Origin of the sequence: Pantoea sp. RIT-PI-b (assembly GCF_001187905.1) — a bacterium.
GTDB lineage: Bacteria > Pseudomonadota > Gammaproteobacteria > Enterobacterales > Enterobacteriaceae > Pantoea > Pantoea nemavictus.
In genome coordinates this window covers 840426-857019 of the sequence record NZ_LGIS01000012.1, presented here as the reverse complement: position 1 = coordinate 857019, position 16594 = coordinate 840426, and the positions used below count along the sequence as shown (strand labels likewise).

Annotated in this window: 10 protein-coding genes and 1 riboswitch; of the genes, 8 read left to right on the top strand and 2 right to left on the bottom strand. The window is 61.4% G+C overall.

Features of this window, described 5'->3' with window-relative positions:
• Positions 1-113 precede the first annotated feature (113 nt).
• Positions 114-233: riboswitch (TPP riboswitch) on the top strand.
• 129 nt (positions 234-362) lie between these two features.
• The 8 genes from AC790_RS05665 (at position 363) to fepB (ending at position 6698) form a co-directional block, all read left to right on the top strand.
• Positions 363-1307 carry an FAD-dependent oxidoreductase gene (locus tag AC790_RS05665; protein ID WP_049851151.1) on the top strand — a complete coding sequence of 315 codons (945 nt, stop codon included), beginning with the start codon at positions 363-365 and terminating at the stop codon, positions 1305-1307.
• The gene (gene thiS / locus AC790_RS05660; RefSeq protein ID WP_007891245.1) at positions 1291-1488 is read left to right on the top strand and encodes a sulfur carrier protein ThiS; all 198 of its coding nucleotides are present in this window, start codon (positions 1291-1293) and stop codon (positions 1486-1488) included. Before AC790_RS05665 ends, thiS begins: the two co-directional genes overlap by 17 nt.
• Positions 1489-1491: 3 nt before the next feature.
• Positions 1492-2250, top strand: a complete 759-nt coding sequence (locus AC790_RS05655; RefSeq protein ID WP_049851150.1) for a thiazole synthase — start codon at positions 1492-1494, stop codon at positions 2248-2250.
• Positions 2251-2261: 11 nt separating this feature from the next.
• Positions 2262-3227, top strand: a complete 966-nt coding sequence (locus AC790_RS05650) for a HesA/MoeB/ThiF family protein (protein ID WP_049851225.1) — start codon at positions 2262-2264, stop codon at positions 3225-3227.
• Complete coding sequence (locus AC790_RS05645) at positions 3224-3940, top strand: ABC transporter ATP-binding protein (RefSeq protein ID WP_049851149.1); 717 nt, start codon at positions 3224-3226, stop codon at positions 3938-3940. Before AC790_RS05650 ends, AC790_RS05645 begins: the two co-directional genes overlap by 4 nt.
• A complete protein-coding gene (locus AC790_RS05640; RefSeq protein WP_072093394.1) occupies positions 3924-4658 on the top strand; it encodes an ABC transporter permease in 735 nt (244 codons plus the stop codon). The genes AC790_RS05645 and AC790_RS05640 overlap by 17 nt, the downstream gene beginning before the upstream one ends.
• Before the next feature lie 9 nt (positions 4659-4667).
• Positions 4668-5600, top strand: coding sequence for an ABC transporter substrate-binding protein (locus tag AC790_RS05635; protein ID WP_049851148.1), 933 nt, complete (start codon positions 4668-4670; stop codon positions 5598-5600).
• A 147-nt stretch (positions 5601-5747) separates the two neighbouring features.
• Positions 5748-6698 (top strand): Fe2+-enterobactin ABC transporter substrate-binding protein, encoded by a 951-nt coding sequence (gene fepB / locus AC790_RS05630; protein ID WP_235440727.1) that lies wholly within the window; start codon positions 5748-5750, stop codon positions 6696-6698.
• Here fepB and entS read toward each other — a convergent pair.
• Together entS and AC790_RS05620 are read right to left on the bottom strand one after the other, a co-directional pair.
• Positions 6695-7957: an enterobactin transporter EntS gene (gene entS, locus AC790_RS05625; protein ID WP_049851147.1), complete on the bottom strand. Its 1263-nt coding sequence runs from the start codon at positions 7955-7957 to the stop codon at positions 6695-6697. The genes fepB and entS overlap by 4 nt on opposite strands.
• A 148-nt stretch (positions 7958-8105) precedes the next feature.
• Positions 8106-16532: a non-ribosomal peptide synthetase gene (locus AC790_RS05620; RefSeq protein ID WP_049851146.1), complete on the bottom strand. Its 8427-nt coding sequence runs from the start codon at positions 16530-16532 to the stop codon at positions 8106-8108.
• Positions 16533-16594 lie beyond the last annotated feature (62 nt).

Genomic DNA, 16594 nt, shown 5'->3' with positions numbered 1-16594 from the left:
TGTTACGTTTGTAATCTACCAAGCCTAAGTAGCGATAAATGCCGTGATATGTAATGCCTCGTAAACTATCTGGTTATTCCGCGCTTGACGGCGACCATCGCCTGCAATACAAATAGACGCGTCGGGGGAGTCTCGCCACAGAGACTGAGAGGCTAATAGCGCACTGCGCGGCTTAGCGACCCTTTGAACCTGACCCAGTTGATACTGGCGTAGGAAGACTGATAGCTTGTTAGTTTGGCTGTCTGGCGCTAAGGCAAGCTCGATGGTTGGCGCCCTTTCCCTTCTCCTGTATCTGCGGGTCTCAGTCAACACTGAGAGGCCGATGTGAACTTCCCCTTTTTAAACATCCTGGAACAGGCGCTGTGAGCCGCTGGAGCGTGCTCGGCTGCGGCGTGGCCGGCTTGTGCGTGGCAACGTTGCTGGCGGAACGCGGTGAAGAGGTTGAGGTGATCGGCGATGCATCGCGGCGTCCGGCTTCCTGGTTTGCGGGTGGCATGCTGGCGCCCTGGTGCGAATCCGAAAGCGCACCGCGCGAGGTGATCTCCCTTGGACAGCACTCTGCCGCGTGGTGGCAACAGCGCGTCAGCAGCGTCGAGCATCAGGGTACGCTGGTGGTGGCGCCGCCACGCGATAGCCAGGAACTCAACCGTTTCGCCCGCATGACCGAGCAACATCAATGGGTCGATCCCAGTCACATCGAACCAGCGCTGGAAGGGCGCTTTGCGCGCGGTCTGTTCTTCGCTCAGGAAGCGCATCTCGATCCGCGCCTGGCGCTGCAGGAGATGCGTGAAAAGCTGATCGCCCGCGGCGTAGCCTTCAACTCGCATGCACCGAGCGGCCAGATTATCGATTGTCGAGGTATCCATGCGGCGCCCGAACTGCCGCGCCTGCGCGCAGTGCGCGGTGAGATGCTGATTCTGCACAGCGATGAGGTGCAGTTTTCCCGTCCGATCCGCCTGTTGCATCCGCGTTTTCCCTGCTATCTGGTGCCGCGTCGCGGCGGCCATTTCATGCTCGGCGCCACCATGGTTGAGAGCGACGATGCCAGCCCAATCAGTGCCCGCGCCATGATGGAGTTACTCAGCGCCGCTTACGCTATTCATCCGGCATTAGCGGAAGCGCGCGTCATCGAGAGCGGCAGCGGGCTGCGTCCGGCCTATCCGGCCAATCTGCCGGAAATTCACTTTCAAAATGACACCTTTTATCTCAACGGCATGTATCGCCACGGTTTTCTGCTGGCACCGATGCTGGCAGAGCAGCTGATGCAGCGCCTATCTGGAGAGCAATCCTATGAACATTCAGCTTAATGGCCGCGCCATCAGCACCCAGGCCACCAGCCTGAGCGAATTGTTGATCGAGCAGCAAATTGATGTGGCCTGCGTGGCCACCGCCTTTAACGGCGCCTTCGTGCCGAAAAGCCAGTACGACACGCAGCTGCTGGATGAAGGTTGCCAGCTGGAAGTGCTGTCACCGATGCAGGGAGGCTAAGCGATGTTTTACGATCTTGATCCCCAATCACGCTTCCTGCTCGGCACCGCGGGCTATCCTTCGCCGGCGATTTTACAGCAGGCGATTGCCGCGTCTGGCAGCGAAATCATCACCGTTAGCCTGCGACGTGAAGGCGCTGCCGGTGCAGCATTTCGCGATCTGCTGACCGGACTCAACATCCGCGTGTTACCGAACACCGCCGGCTGTCACACGGTGAAAGAGGCGGTCACCACCGCACATATGGCACGGGAACTGTTCAATACCGCGTGGATCAAGCTGGAAGTGATCGGCCACGCCGACACGCTGCAGCCCGATCCGTTCGCGCTGGTGGAAGCGGCGCGCATTCTCTGTGCCGACGGCTTCCAGGTATTTCCCTACACCACTGAAGATCTGATCGTTGGCGAAAAGTTGCTGGCGGCAGGCTGTGAACTGTTGATGCCGTGGGGCGCGCCGATCGGTTCCGGCCAGGGATTGCGCAATATCGACGGCCTGCGCGCGATGCGCGCCTGGTTTAGCGATGTTCCGCTGATCATTGATGCCGGGATTGGTGCGCCGTCGCAGGCGGCGCAGGCGATGGAGATGGGTTTCGATGGCATTTTGCTGAATACCGCGGTCGCGAAAGCGGGCGATCCCATCGTGATGGCCAACGCTTTCCGTCAGGCGATTGAAGCCGGGCGAGCGGCACGTAGCGCCGGATTGATGGAGAAGCGTGATATGGCGAGTGCGTCCACGCCCATCTTTGGCTTGGCAAATCTCAACTGATGGGCGGCGATATGGAACGCTATCAACGCCAGATGATGCTGCCGGAAGTGGGTGAAGACGGGCAGCGCAAACTGCGCAACGCGCGCGTAGTGGTGGTGGGTGCCGGCGGGTTAAGCGCGACGCTGCTACCGCAGCTGGTGGGCGCGGGCGTCGGCCATATTCGGCTCTATGACGACGACGAAGTGGCGCTGCATAACCTGCATCGGCAAACGCTGTTTACTCTGCAGGATATCGGCCAGCCCAAGGTGCTCAGCGCACAGCAGGCATTACAGCAGCGTAATCCCGAGGTGCAGATCGACGCGCTGCAGCAGTCACTGAGCGCCAGCAATGTGCAGCAGGCGTTGGCGCAGTGCGATCTGGTGATCGACGCGGCGGATAATTTTGCCGTCACCTATCAGCTCTCCGATGCGTGCATGCTAACGGGCATCCCGCTAATCAGCGCCTCGGTTCTACGCAGACAAGGTTACGTGGGCGGTTTTTGTGGCGGAGCGCCGAGCTATCGCGCGGTATTTCCCCGCTTGCCCTCCTCGGCGGCGAACTGCAACACCGCAGGCGTGATGGGTCCGGCGGTCGCTGCATTGGGCGCGATGCAGGCGCAGATGGCGCTCAGCGTGCTGCTTGAGCTGCAGCCATCGCCGCTTGGCTGTCTGGTGAACTGCGATTTTGTTAACTGGCACTTCCGCCCGTTCCGCTTTGATCAGGCCGAAGAACCGCAACAGGTGGTGCCGTTTATCGATCGGCAACTGCTGGCGGCGGATGACTGCATTGTCGAACTGCGTAGCCATGAAGAAGCGCCAGTCAGCGTCGCAGAGGGCGTTGAGCGCCTTCTGCCGCAGGCGATCGCCACATGGCAGCCACCGACGCAGCAACGCATTGTACTGGTATGCGCCAGCGGCATTCGTGCCGCGCAGGCGGCGTCAGTGTTGGCGCAGCGTGGCTTTAACCAGCTGGCGATTCTGGCGGCAAATCGCCCATGAGCCACGACATTCTTTTCAACGACGTGAGCTTTAGCTGGGGCGATAAGCCGCTGTGCCAGCAGCTGAATCTGCGACTGCGCGGCGGCAAAACCACGGTGATGCTGGGACGCAGCGGCATCGGCAAAAGCACACTGCTGCGCTTGATCGCGGGGTTACTTCAGCCGCAACAGGGTGCGGTGCAGGGATTGAGCGGCAATGTGGCGTGGATGGGGCAGCAGGATCTGCTCTATCCGTGGCTGACGGTGCTGGAAAACGTGATGTTATCGGCACGACTGGGCAGTGAAAAAGCAGATCGTCCGCGCGCGCTAGCGCTGCTGGAGCAGGTAAAGCTCAGCGAGGTGGCACACGCACCGCCGCATCAACTCTCTGGCGGCATGCGGCAACGCGTGGCGCTGGCGCGCACGCTCTATGCGCAGCGTGAGGTGGTGCTGATGGATGAGCCGTTCGCCACGCTTGATGTGATGACCAAACTTAGCCTGCAGACGCTGACCGCACGCTTGCTGCAAGGTAAAACCGTGTTGCTGGTGACCCACGATCCCCTGGAAGCCTGCCGCATGGCCGATGACATTTTACTGCTCGATGGCCAACCGCTGGACATCGAAAACTGGCCGGTGCCTGACGGTGTAACACCGCGACCGTTCGATGATCCCGGCGTGTTGCAGGCGCAGGCGCAACTTTTCTCCCGATTGAATACCCATGAAAACACTGTTTAGCGCGATCTATTTGTGCGTGGTGCTGCTGTGCGGCTGGCTGCTGGCGCGTCACAGCGGCGTGCCGACCTTTTTACTGCCCGCTCCGCAGGCGGTGCTTGAAGCGCTATGGCTGCATCGCCAACTGCTCTGGCATCACACGTTGTATACGCTGGCGGAAATTGTGCTGGCGCTGCTGCTCGGCGTGGGTGCCGGCGTGACGCTGGCGGTGCTGATGGCCGCCAGCCCGCTGTTGCGTCGCGTGCTGTTTCCGCTGGTGACTGCCAGCCAGGCGATCCCGGTATTTGCCCTCGCGCCGCTGCTGGTGCTGTGGCTCGGTTTTGGCATTGCGTCGAAAGTGGTGGTGGCGGCGTTGATTCTGTTTTTTCCGCTGTGCTTGTCGCTGTTCGATGGGCTGTGTCGCACGCCGAGCGGCTGGCTGGAGCTGGCGCAAACCACCACGCCATCGCGCTTCCGCATCTTCTGGCGCGTGCGCTGGCCCGCCGCCTTACCGCAGTTTTTTTCCGGCTTACAGATGGCGGCAGTGCTGGCACCGATCGGCGTGGTAATCGGTGAGTGGGTTGGGGCGAGTGAAGGGCTGGGCTATCTGATGATGCAATCGAATGCTCGCCTTGAAACCGCCACCAGCTTTGCTGCGCTGCTGCTGTTACTGATTCTGGCGCTGCTGCTTTCCGGCAGCGTAGCGCTTATTCGTAAGAAAACCCTCTGGCAAACTCTATAAGGATGCACCTTGAACACCCTACGTATCGCCATCACCGCTTTGCTGCTGCTGACGACCAGCAGCGCGCACGCTGCAGAGAAAGTTCGTCTGCTGCTCGACTGGTTTATCAACCCGAACCACGCGGCGATTTTTGCTGCCCAGCACAGCGGCGCCTTTAAAAAAGAGGGGCTGGAGGTGGAGATGATCGCACCGGCCGATTCGGCATCCGTGCCGCTGCTGCTGGCGGCGGGGAAAGTCGATCTCGCTATCAGCTACCAGCCGCAGCTGTATACGCTGGTGGAGAAACAGGTGCCGGTGATCCGCGTTGGCACTATGGTCAACCAGCCGTTGAACACGCTGACGACGCTGTCGAGTGATATCCACTCGCTCAAGGACTTTGCCGGGAAAACCCTGGGCTACGCCGTGCCGGGCACCGAGGATGTAGCGATCCGCAATATGCTGAAATCGCAGGGCGTTGATGCCGATAAAGTGAAGCTGATTAACCTGAATATGGACGGTGAATCGGCGCTATTGACGCACAAGATTGATGGTGCAATGACCATTTTCCGCAACTATGAGCTGTTAGATCTGCAGGACAAAGGTGCCCATCCGACGGTGTTCAAGCCGGAAGATCATGGTGTGCCAGCGTACGACGAGCTGATCATTTTGGCGAACCAGAAAACCGCGGCGCAGGATAAACGTATTCCGGCGTTCCTGCGCGGTCTGGATGCCGGCGTGGCGTGGCTGCGCGCGCATCCGCAAGAGGCGTGGCAGGCGTTTATCAAGCAATATCCGGAGCTGAACACCAAACTGAATCATCAAGCGTGGCAGGCGACGCTGCCGTACTTCGCTGCGCACAGCGCAGAGTTTGATCGGGCGCGCTATCAGGCATTTGGCGAATATATGAGAGCGAATGGGGTGATTAAGGATGTGGCGCCGATGGCGCGTTATTCACTGCAGTAACTTCTGCCAGGTGCGCATTAATGCGCACCCTACGAATATGTAGGGTCGTCATTCATGGCGACTGAAATACACAAAGAATTACGCTTGCACACCGCTGTATTTTTGATAATGATATTTATTCTCAACTATCAAGTCATGGACAACCTGATGCGTTTCCCCGCTCTTTCTCTGCTGCTCAGCCTATTTGTCATCTGCACTAACGTCCAGGCCAACGCCAGCTGGCCGCGCACCATCGAAACACCGCAAGGCCCATTTACGTTGCAACAGCCGCCGCAGCGTATTGTTTCGACTAGCGTCACGCTGAGCGGCACCTTGCTGGCCATTAACGCGCCGCTGATCGGCTCTGGCGCCACCAGCCGCAACAGCAGCGTCGCGGATGCGCAGGGCTTCTTTACTCAGTGGAGTGAAGTGGCGAAAGCGCGTCAGGTAAAACCGCTGTATGTGTCGCAGCCGAACGCCGAAGCGATTGCTGCCGAAGCCCCGGATTTGATTGTGATGGCCGCTACCGGCGGGGATTCGGCGCTGCGTCTTTACGATCAGCTACGCACCATCGCACCGGTTTTAGTGATCGACTACGGCGATAAGAGTTGGCAGGCGCTGGCCTTGCAGCTGGGCGAAATCACCGGTCACGACGCGGATGCGCAACAGGTCATTACGGCGTTCGATCAGCGCGTTGCCGCGGTGCGCAACCAGATTACGCTGCCGCCGCAGCCGACCTCTGCGCTGGTCTATTACGAAGATGGGCGGGGTTTAAACCTGTGGACACCGGCGTCGGCGCAGGGCGCGTTGTTAAAGGATTTAGGTTTTACCTTAGCCGCGCCGCCCGCCAGTTTCCAGGGCAGCACCAGCATGGGCAAGCGCAATGACATTATCCAGATGAGCGGGGAAAACATGGCCGATGGCATCACCGGCAATACCCTATTGCTGTTTGCCGCCGATGAAAAAACCGTGCCGCAGGTGGCGAAGAATCCGTTCCTCGCCCATTTGCCAGCGGTGCAGCAGCACGACATTTTTGCCATGGGTAACGACACTTTCCGCCTTGATTACTACAGCGCCAGCAATATGCTCAGCAGCATCGAGCGGCAGTTCTCACATTAAGCATCAGCGGTGGCCGGCTGCGGTGTCTCCGGCTGATGGCTAAGACGCGCGGTGCGCAGGCCGCGCGCCGCCAGCGACAGCAGGACCAACAGGCCCGCGGCCAGGCCGCCAAACCACAGCACGCTGCTCAGCGGCGCCAGCGCCCGTGCCAGCGCGCCTAAACCCAGCGCACCCACCGAATCGCCGGTGACATCCTGTGCCGTTCCCAGACTGTTCACGCGGCCCAGCAGCGCATCCGGCGTATGATGCTGCGTCAGCATAAACTGCAGCAGCGAGGCGATGGCGTTACTGTAGCCGTAACACACCAGCGCCAGCAGCGCGGGCAGCAAATGGCTGTAGAGACCGAGCGAGGCGATGCAGGTAAACGCCAGCAGCGCACAGCCAATCAGCACCAGCCCCGGACGCGTTAACTGTCGCACCCAGCCGCTGGTAAACGCGCCAATCATCGCACCCAGCGGCACCGCCGAGTACATCAAACCTAATGCCGAGGCATCGGCGTGAAACGCCAGCGCCAGCGCCGGGAACAGAATACGCACCGCACCGACCATGCTCAGCAGCAATCCAACCAGCACCACCGCGCCGACCACTTTATGCTGGCAGACAAACTGCATGCCGCTCGCCAGCGCGCGCAGCGGATGCTCCGGCTCCTGCTGTTCAGGCTGCATCGTCGGTAAACGCACCAGCGGAATTAGCGTGGCGAGCGTGCCGATAGCGGCGACGGCAAAGGCCCAGCCGACGCCCGCTGCGACGATGATCATGCCGCCGAGCGCGGGTGACAGAATCGCGCCGAGGCGTACCGTCAGCATGCTGAGTGCGCCGGCTTCCGCCAGATGTTCGCGACCGACAATCAGCGGGATGACCGCCATCAGCGCGGTCATCCCCAGGGCGCCAAAGAAGCCATCCCAAAAGGCGAGGAAATAGAGCGCCAGCAGCGAAGGCGCCGGGCTGAAGGCATTCAGACTGAGCAGCACAAAGCCGATGCCGCAGGTGCCGCGAGCGAACAGAATCAGCTTGCGGCGATCGTAGCGATCGGCCAGCACGCCGCCGAGCAGCAGGCCGATAAACATGCCGATGCCATCGAGCATCACCGCCACGCCCACCTGCAGCGTGGAACCGGTCATCGCCTGAATCTGCACCGGTACGCCCACTGCCAGCATGCCGAGCGCAAACACCGATAGCATGCGAGCGCAGAAAATCGCGCGGAACGATGCGTTATTTTTCAACAAACTAAAATCTAAAAATATCGAGGGCTTAGCCATATATCTCCAACATAGGTGGTAAAGGTCGCCATGAATGGCGACCCTACAACGTACTTCCAGGCCGCTGTGAATGGCGACCCTACAAAAACGTGCAGGCCATTCGTAGGGTGCGCATTCATGCGCACCGTTTCGCTAGCCGCACCGAAACTCAACCCGCTAACAGCTGATTTATCAACGGCCCCAACACTTTCAGCGAATCCGCTGAGAGAATATCGGCGTGTTCGCAATCCAGTGGGAACAGGGTGAGCTCATCGACAAACGGCGCCCAGCTGGCGCGGACATCCATATCCGGCGGCACGGTTTTTTGCGCCATAAACAGCGTAGCGCTGCCGGCATAACGCGGGGTGCGCGCTTCCGCCAGGCGCGCTACGGCGTCTTTGTAGTTGGCCACGATGGTGCTAAACATCGCCGCTTTCTCCGCCCGCAGCTGTGGATCGCGTTCGTCTTCGGTCGCGGCCATAAACTCGGCCTGCTCGCGTGCCACTTCGCGCTCCGCCTCATCGGCATCCGGCGTGCGCCAGTCCTGACCTTCTGCCGGATAGGTATCCAGCAGGCCGAGGAAGGCCACCTCTTCACCTAACGCCTGCAAACGTGCGGCGATACCTTGCGCCAGCGTGCCGCCGAGTGAATAGCCGAGCAGGAAGTAAGGCCCGCGCGGCTGCTGCTGGCGGATCGTCGCCAGATGCTGGTCGCACATCGCCTCCACGCTGTGACACGCCGCAATCACCCCGCCAGGGCGCGGCGATTGCAGGCCGACAATTGGGAAGTCGCCTTCCAGATAGTGCAGCAGGGCGCTGTACTGCCAGGCGAAACCGGATGCCGGATGGATACAGAACAGCGTGGGGCCGCTGCCTGCGCGTAGCGGCAGCAGTTCACCGTTGCCGCCGGTTTCGCTGCTGGCGCCGCCGTCGAGCAGCGCCGCCAGCTTCTCCACGCTGCGTGCTGCGATGATCTGCCCAATACTCAGCGGCGGCACATCACGACGACGCAGTTCTGCCGCCAGGCGCATTGCCAGCAGCGAATGGCCGCCGAGCGCGAAGAAATCGTCATCGGCGAACACGCTGTCGCAGCCCAGTAGCTGCTGGAACAGATCGGCCAGCAGATGTTCGTTGGCGCTGTCCGGCACTCTTCCGCTGCGCGTGCTGAGCTGCGGCATCGGCAGCGCTTTGCGATCCAGCTTACCGTTGGCGCTCAGCGGCAGATCGTCGAGCAGCAGATAGCTGACCGGTTGCATATGCGCAGGCAAACGTTCTGCCAGCTGCTGCTTCACGCGCTCGATGTCCAGCGTGGCGCCCGCATCTGCTACCAGCCAGCCCAGCAGCTGACGGTTATCGACGCCCGGTGTCGACTGCTGCGTAAGGTTGCGCGCCGCAACGACGGCCTGCGCCACGCCCGGCAGTGCGACTAATGCCTGTTCGATTTCGCCCGGCTCAATGCGCTGTCCGCGCATCTTCAGCTGATCGTCGCTGCGCCCCAGATACTCCACCGCACCGTCGGCGCGCCAGCTGGCGATATCGCCGGTGCGATACATGCGTTCCCCTTCGGCAAACGGCGCGGCGACAAAGCGCTGCGCGGTGAGATCGGCACGATGCAAATAACCATCGGCCAGCTGCACACCGCTGAGATAGAGATCGCCTGGCACGCCAACCGGCACCGGACGCAGCAGGCTATCCAGAATATGCAGCTGCGTGTTCCATACCGGACGACCAATCGGCACGCCCGGCCCGTTCAGCCCCTCCAGCACGCTGCCGCTGGCCGGTTGCCAGGTGACATCGACGGCGGCCTCGGTCGGGCCATACAGATTGTGCAGCGGCGCGGTAATCAGTGCCTGATAGCTGCGCGCCAAATCGCACGCCAGCGCTTCACCGCTGCAGAATACGCGACGCAGGCTCGGGCAAGCCTGGTCAGTTTGCGCCGCCAGATGGCCGACAAACGCGGCCAGCATCGAGGGCACAAAGTGCAGGGTGGTGACGTGATAGTCGTCGATCAGCTGCCACAGCGCCTGCGGATCGCGATGCGCCTCCGGCGGCGCCATCAGCAACTGCGCGCCGGTCATCAGCGGCCAGAAGAACTCCCATACCGACACATCAAAGCTGCACGGCGTTTTCTGCAACACCACATCGTCGGCGCGCAGTGGATAGCTGGCCTGCATCCAGCGCAGGCGGTTGACGATGGCGTGTTGATTCACCACCACACCTTTCGGTTTGCCGGTGGAACCCGAGGTATAAAGGACGTATGCCGGGCGCTGGGCATCCGCTGGCGGCAGGCTGTGGCGGGCCTGCGCCTGGCTGGCGGCTAAGGCATCAAACAGCATCAACGTACCAAAGCTGGCAAAGCGGCTCTCCAGCGCGGATTCGGTGATCACCACCCATGGCCGCGCATCGTCCACCATATAAGCCAGACGCTCATCGGGATAACTGATATCCAGCGGCAGATACGCCGCGCCCGCTTGCAGAATGGCGGTGAGCGCGATACTAAGGCGAACCGAGCGCGGCAGCGCCACGGCGACGATATCGCCCGGCATCACGCCCGCTTCAATCAGACGATCCGCCAGTAACCTTGCCTGACGCTGCATTTCGCTGTAGCTCAGCTGATGTTCAACATCTAGCAGCGCCAACGCGTCCGGGGTACGTGCCGCCTGCTGGGCAATCGCCTGCTGCAGGGTTTCGGTTTCCAGCTGCACGCCAGTATTGTTGACCCAGGCAAGCAGCGATTGCTCAGCCAGCGTTTGCAGTCGCCACTGCGCCAGCGGCAGATCCGGCGTGGAGACCAGCTGCTGCAGCAGCAGTAACAGCCGCTCGGCGAGGCGTTGCGGCTCAGTGACGCAGTAGTCGCGGTACTCCATTAACAACGTCAGCTGTTCGCCCGGCAGCACCAGCAGCGTCAGCGGATAGTGCGTGTAACCGCGGTTGTGAATCGCTTCGCAGCGCACGGCAGCATGGGCATCCAGCAGCGTTTGGTTGTCCGGATAGTTCTCCACCACCAGCAGGGTATCAAACAGCGTACCCGCGCCGACCAGCTGCTGAATCTCGGCCAGACCGAGACAATCTTGCTCAATCAGTTGAATTTGCTGCGCCTGGTGATCGGCCAGTTGCTCCAGCAGTGGCCGCTGATGATCGAACCGCATGCGTACCGGCAGCGTGTTGCTGAACAGGCCAACGTGCTCATCGATGCCATCGATATGACCAAAACGACCGGACACTGGGGCACCAAACACCACATCTTGCTGACCGCTCGCAACGGACAGCATCAGGCCCCATAAGCCCTGCATCACGCTGTTCAGGGTTAATCCGCGTGCGCGACATAGCGCATAGAGGTCGCGCTCCAGCGTGGCATCCAGCGTAATGCGCTGCTCATGAACCGCGCTGTCGGCGGCCTGCGGATAGAGCAGCGTCGGCCGCACCTCGCGCAGACACGCCTGCCACTGCTGACGCGCTTCATCGCTGTCGCGCTGGCTGAGCTGACGCACAATATCGGCGTAACTGCTGCTGTGCGCGGGCAAGGTTTGCTGGCGCAGCGCACAAAGCAGATCGTGGAGGATCACCGGCGTTGACCAGCCATCCACCACCAGATGATGCGCATTGAGCAGCAGCGTCCAGCGCAGGCCGTCGCGATGGGCGATCAATGTGGCCTGCAGCATCATCGGCTGGTTGAACAGATCCTGCGCCAGTGCCTGATGCTCCAGCGCCAGCAGCGCCTGCTCTTCGTCTTCATCAGTCAACTGATGCACCGCCAGCGGCCAGTGCAGTTCACCTGCTGGTAACAGCTGCAGCGGCTGCAGGCTGAGTTCGGCGTCGAAGCGTGCCGCCAGCTGTGGATGACGGCGCAGCACCGCGTTCAGCGCCTGCTGTACCGAGGTCACATCGATAGCGCCGCTCAGCGTCAGGCGCGTTAACGAGTTATAGCTGCCTTGCTGCGCGCTGGTTTGTGCGTGGAACAGCAGGCCTTTTTGTAACGGCAGCAGCGGCAACGCATGGCTAAAAGCGCCGTGACGCGCATACAGCTGTTGCAGCACCGCATCGTCGATGCCTTCAAGCGCGACGTCGGCGGCGACCAGCGTGTTGGCGGCCTGTTGCGGCTGCTGGTGAGCCAGCGCCATTAACGCCTGTGCGCCGCTGGCCATGGCCTGATGCAGACTTTCAATCGCTTCGGCGTTCAGCACGCCGGCGGCCCAGCTCCAGTTAAGCGCCAGCTGCGTCGCGTGCGATTGCTCCTCGACGAAGACGTTGAGTTCCAGCGCGTGCTGCAGCGGCAGCGCCTCATCCTGCAGCACCGCAAAGGTGTCGCGGAACTGCTGCGCAGTGCGCTGTGGCGACCAGTAACCGCTGCGCTGCGTGAAGCGGCCGAGGTAGTTAAACAGCACCTGCGGCGCATGTTGTGCCGCCAGCTGGGCCAGCGCCACACTACGATGCGCATCGAGCCAGCGCAGCTGACCGTAACCGATACCGCGATCCGGCACCGCGCGCAGCACCGCTTTCACCGCGCGCACGCTGTCATTGAGCGGCGCGTGTGGATTGTCTGGCAACGGCAGCAGCAGCGGGAACTCCGCCGTCAGCCAGCCGACGGTGCGCGCCAGATCCTGCTGGGCATGCAGTTCAGCGCGACCGTGCGACTCCAGCGTGACGCGTTGCAAGGCGCTGCCGTTATGCTGGCGCAGCGCAAGGGTCAGCAGCGTCAACAGTAACTCTTCGCTAGTGGCGCGATAATGGTGCGGCAGCGTGTTGAGCAGCGCATGCGTGGTGGCTGCATCCAGCAGAGTGCGCTGATGCTGTTGACGATCGCTGAGCTGTATGGCGCGCTGTCCAATGGGCGGCAGCGGTTCAGCCAGCATCTGTTGCCAGAAGGGCATTTCGTTAGCGCGCGCTGCGAGGTTCGCCAGCAAGGCTGCCGACCAATCATGCAGCGAGGTTTCCTCGGCGGGAAGGGTCAGCGGCGTGTTATTCAGCAGCGCTTCACCGGCCAGTTGCAGCTCATCCAGCAACACACGCCAGGAAACGCCATCAACGATCAGATGATGCAGCGTCAGCACCAGTGCGCAGCTGGCGCCATGTTGTTGCAGCAGCGTGGCTTTGAGTAGCGCACCGGCCGCCGGATCCAGCGCATTAGCATCCTCGCTAAACGCCTGCTCCGCCGCGCTATCGCGATCCTCCACGGCCAAGGTGCGTACGCGGGCAGGGCGTGACGCCAGCGTTTCGCCGACCACCAGCCGATCGCCGCGCGTGAAGGCATTGAGTGCCGGATGCGCCTGCGCCAGTTGATCGATCAGCTGTTCTACCTGCGCGAGCTGTAACTGCGGCGGCACCGACAGCAGCACGCCATGCGCGAAGCGTGCGTTGATGCCCGCTTGCGCATTGAACCAGTGCAGGATCGGCAATCCGCCCAGCGCGCCCTGCTGCGCCACGCGCTCGCCGCTGGTGTGCTGCGCCAGCGGCTGTAAATCACGCGCCATGCGTGCAGCGGTACGTTCAGCGAAGATTTCGCGCGGACGCAGCAGATAACCGGCGCGGCGCGCGGCGGTGCTAAGTCCCATCGCCGAAATGCTGTCACCGCCGAGCGCAAAGAAGTCATCTTCGGCACCTACGCTTTCCAGCCCGAGCAGGCCCGCGATCGCCGAGCAAATCAGCTGCTCCTGCGGCGTGCTGGCGGCGCGGCCTTGGCTCTGCTGCGCCTGTTGCGGCTTCGGCAGCGCCTGACGGTCAATCTTGCCATTCACGTTAAGCGGCAAATCCGCCATCACCATCAACACCGCCGGCACCATGTAATCCGGCAGCTGAGTGGCGAGCTGCGCCAGTAAACGCGCGTTGAGCGCGCTATCCGCACGCAGCGCGTCATCCTGCACCGAGCAGTAGCCAATCAGGCGATGCGTCGCGCCGATCACTTCGGCGATCACCACGGCGGTACTGACTTCCGGCAGCGCCACCAGCGCGTTCTCTACTTCACCGATTTCGACGCGGAAGCCGCGCACTTTAATCTGGTGATCGGTGCGGCCAATAAAGGCCAGCTGGCCATCCTGACGCCAGCGCATCAGGTCGCCGCTGCGATACATCACGTCGCCCGCGCGGAACGGGTTGGCAACAAAGCGTGCGCTGGTGAGATCGGGACGACGCAGATAGCCGCGCGCGATGCCGGTTCCGGCGATATACAGTTCGCCAGCACACCCGATGGGCACCTGCCGCAACTGGTTATCCAGCAGATAGACTTCGCTGTTTCCCACCGGACGACCAATCACCGGCTGAGGCGAGGCCATGACATTGGCGCCGAGCGTATCGATGGTGTATTCCGACGGGCCGTAATAGTTGTGGATCTCCATCTGCTGCTGTTGCTGCATCAGCTTCCACAGCGTCGGCGTCGCCGCTTCCCCGCCAATCATCACAAACGATGGGCGATGGTTGTCGGCTTCCAGCAGGCCGCTGTCGATCATCTGCGAGAAGAACGACGGCGTGATATCCAGCAAATCGACCGGCACCGCGTTCATCTGCTGAATCAATCCCCAGGCATCGCGGCGCAGATCTTCGTCAAAGATATTCAGCTCGCAGCCCATCAGCATGCAGAACAGCGGTTCCCACGAGGAGTCGAAGGAGAATGACGCGGTGTGACCGGCGCGCATGCGGCGCGGGCTATTGGCGCTAAAGCGCGCAATCGCCGGGCCGAACAGGTGTTCGCGGTGCGACAGGAACAGATTGAGCAAGCCCTGATGGGTGCTCATCACACCTTTGGGACGTCCGGTCGATCCCGAGGTGTAGATCATGTAAGCCAGATCGTCGCCGCACAGCTGGGTGACCGGCGGACAACTGGCCTGGGCGTTAAGTTGATCGTTTAGCGCTACATCATCGATGCACAGATGCGGCAGCACCGGCATCTGTGCCAGCGTGCTGGTGTGTGTCAGCAGCAGTTTAGGCTGTGCGTCATCGCACATTAGGGTTAAACGTTCGCGCGGGTAATCGAGATCGAGCGGCATATAGGCCGCGCCGCTCGCCAGCACACCAAAGATGGCCACCAGTGAATCCACCGAACGCGGTATGCCAATGGCGACTATGTCGTCAGCGCGCAGACCGCGGGCGATCAGCAGATGCGCGAGCTGCATGGCGCGATCGGCGAGCTGGCGATAGCTCAGACTATGTTCGCCGCACACCACCGCGATCTCATCGCCATGCTGCGCGGCACGTTGCAGCAGGATATCCACGATAGTGGTGGTATTGGCGGGTGGCAGGATAGTTGGGCCGCTAGACCAGCGCTGCAGATCGCGTTGCTCCTGCGGTGCCAATAATGACAGTGCACCAAGGGTGAGTGTGGGCTGTGAGGCGAGCTGACTTAACAGATGGCTGATGCGATCGGCGTGACGTTGTAGCGTTTGCCCATCGTAACGTTGCGGATTTGCCACCAGCGTTAGCTGCAGTGCGCCATCGCGGAAGCCCACTTCAAATTCCAGATCGTCAACCGGGCCCATCGCCAGCGTATGGGTGGCGGCAGGATGACCATCGAATTGCAGATCGTCGTGATAGACCTTGACGTTAATCACCGGACCATACAGCGCCTGGCTGCTGCCAACCAAACCCAAATCACGACGCAGCTGCTCTGCCTCATAGCGCTGATGGCGGCGCGCCTTGCGGATTTCACCCTGCACCTGCTGCACCAAATCCGGCAACGTCATCTCATCGCTGACGCTAAAAATCAGCGGCAAGACGTTCACCACCGGTCCGAGCGTTGAGATTGCCGCTGAACCCATGCGACGCATAAACGGGAAGCCAATTGATAAGCGCGCACTATTGCTCATGCGTGCAAGATAAGCGACCAACAGGGCGCTGACGATATCGCCTTCGCTGCTGTCAGCGAGCTGTAGTTGTTGGCGCAGCGCTGCCAGCTGCGGCAGCGTCACCTGACAGCTGATTGGGCGCGCACCCGCAGCGATCATGCTTTCGCTGGAGAGCGAAAGGGTTTCCGGCAGGTCCGCTGCGTAGCTGTGCCAGTGACTGGCTGAGCGAGTAAAGGCGGCAGAATCTTGCCACTGTTGATACTCCTCAATCACGCTGGTGAAGGGGGTAAACGGCGTGGGCGCTGGCATTTCACCGGCACACACGGCGGCGTAGATCGCCGCGACGCGCTGGGTCAGCGCTTCAAAGCTGAAACCATCCACCAGCAAATGGTGATAACGCTGATACCACAGCCAGCTGCCGTCGCCGATGCGCAGTAGCGCATGGCGATAGAGCGGTTTGTCGCCGTCGGCAGGCAGCTCAGCGACGAGATCCGCCTGCATCAGCTTGTGTGCCTGGCTGCTGGCGTCGGCGCGCTGGCTGAAATCGTGCCATTCCGGTGCGATGGGTGCTTGTGCATTGAACCACTGCGCTGGATTGCCCTCATCGTCGAGACCAAAGCGCGCCTGCACGGTATCCGCTTCGGCCATCGCCTGACGAATAGCGCTATCCAGCGCAGCGCGGTTGATGTTGCCGTGCAATACGCTGTAGTGCGCCACGGTAAACTGATTGCGCTGCGGCGCAATGCTGTCAGCAATCCAGATGCCGGGCTGCGCCGCCACCAAAGGATAGGCCGCAGAGGGAGGTTGTTTGATCGTTGCCAAGAGACAATTCCTGTCTGATTCCCTTCATCCTTCGGGCTGCAGCGGCGTTGGCTGCGTGCGCT

What these genes read in the sequence shown, in the direction of transcription:
- thiS (WP_007891245.1), top strand. Translation starts at nt 1,291, where the DNA reads ATGAACATTCAGCTTAATGGCCGCGCCATCAGCACCCAGGCCACCAGC.
- AC790_RS05650 (WP_049851225.1), top strand. Translation starts at nt 2,262, where the DNA reads ATGGAACGCTATCAACGCCAGATGATGCTGCCGGAAGTGGGTGAAGAC.
- AC790_RS05645 (WP_049851149.1), top strand. Translation starts at nt 3,224, where the DNA reads ATGAGCCACGACATTCTTTTCAACGACGTGAGCTTTAGCTGGGGCGAT.
- fepB (WP_235440727.1), top strand. Translation starts at nt 5,748, where the DNA reads ATGCGTTTCCCCGCTCTTTCTCTGCTGCTCAGCCTATTTGTCATCTGC.
- entS (WP_049851147.1), bottom strand. Translation starts at nt 7,957, where the DNA reads ATGGCTAAGCCCTCGATATTTTTAGATTTTAGTTTGTTGAAAAATAAC.
- AC790_RS05655 (WP_049851150.1), top strand. Translation starts at nt 1,492, where the DNA reads ATGTTTTACGATCTTGATCCCCAATCACGCTTCCTGCTCGGCACCGCG.
- AC790_RS05640 (WP_072093394.1), top strand. Translation starts at nt 3,924, where the DNA reads ATGAAAACACTGTTTAGCGCGATCTATTTGTGCGTGGTGCTGCTGTGC.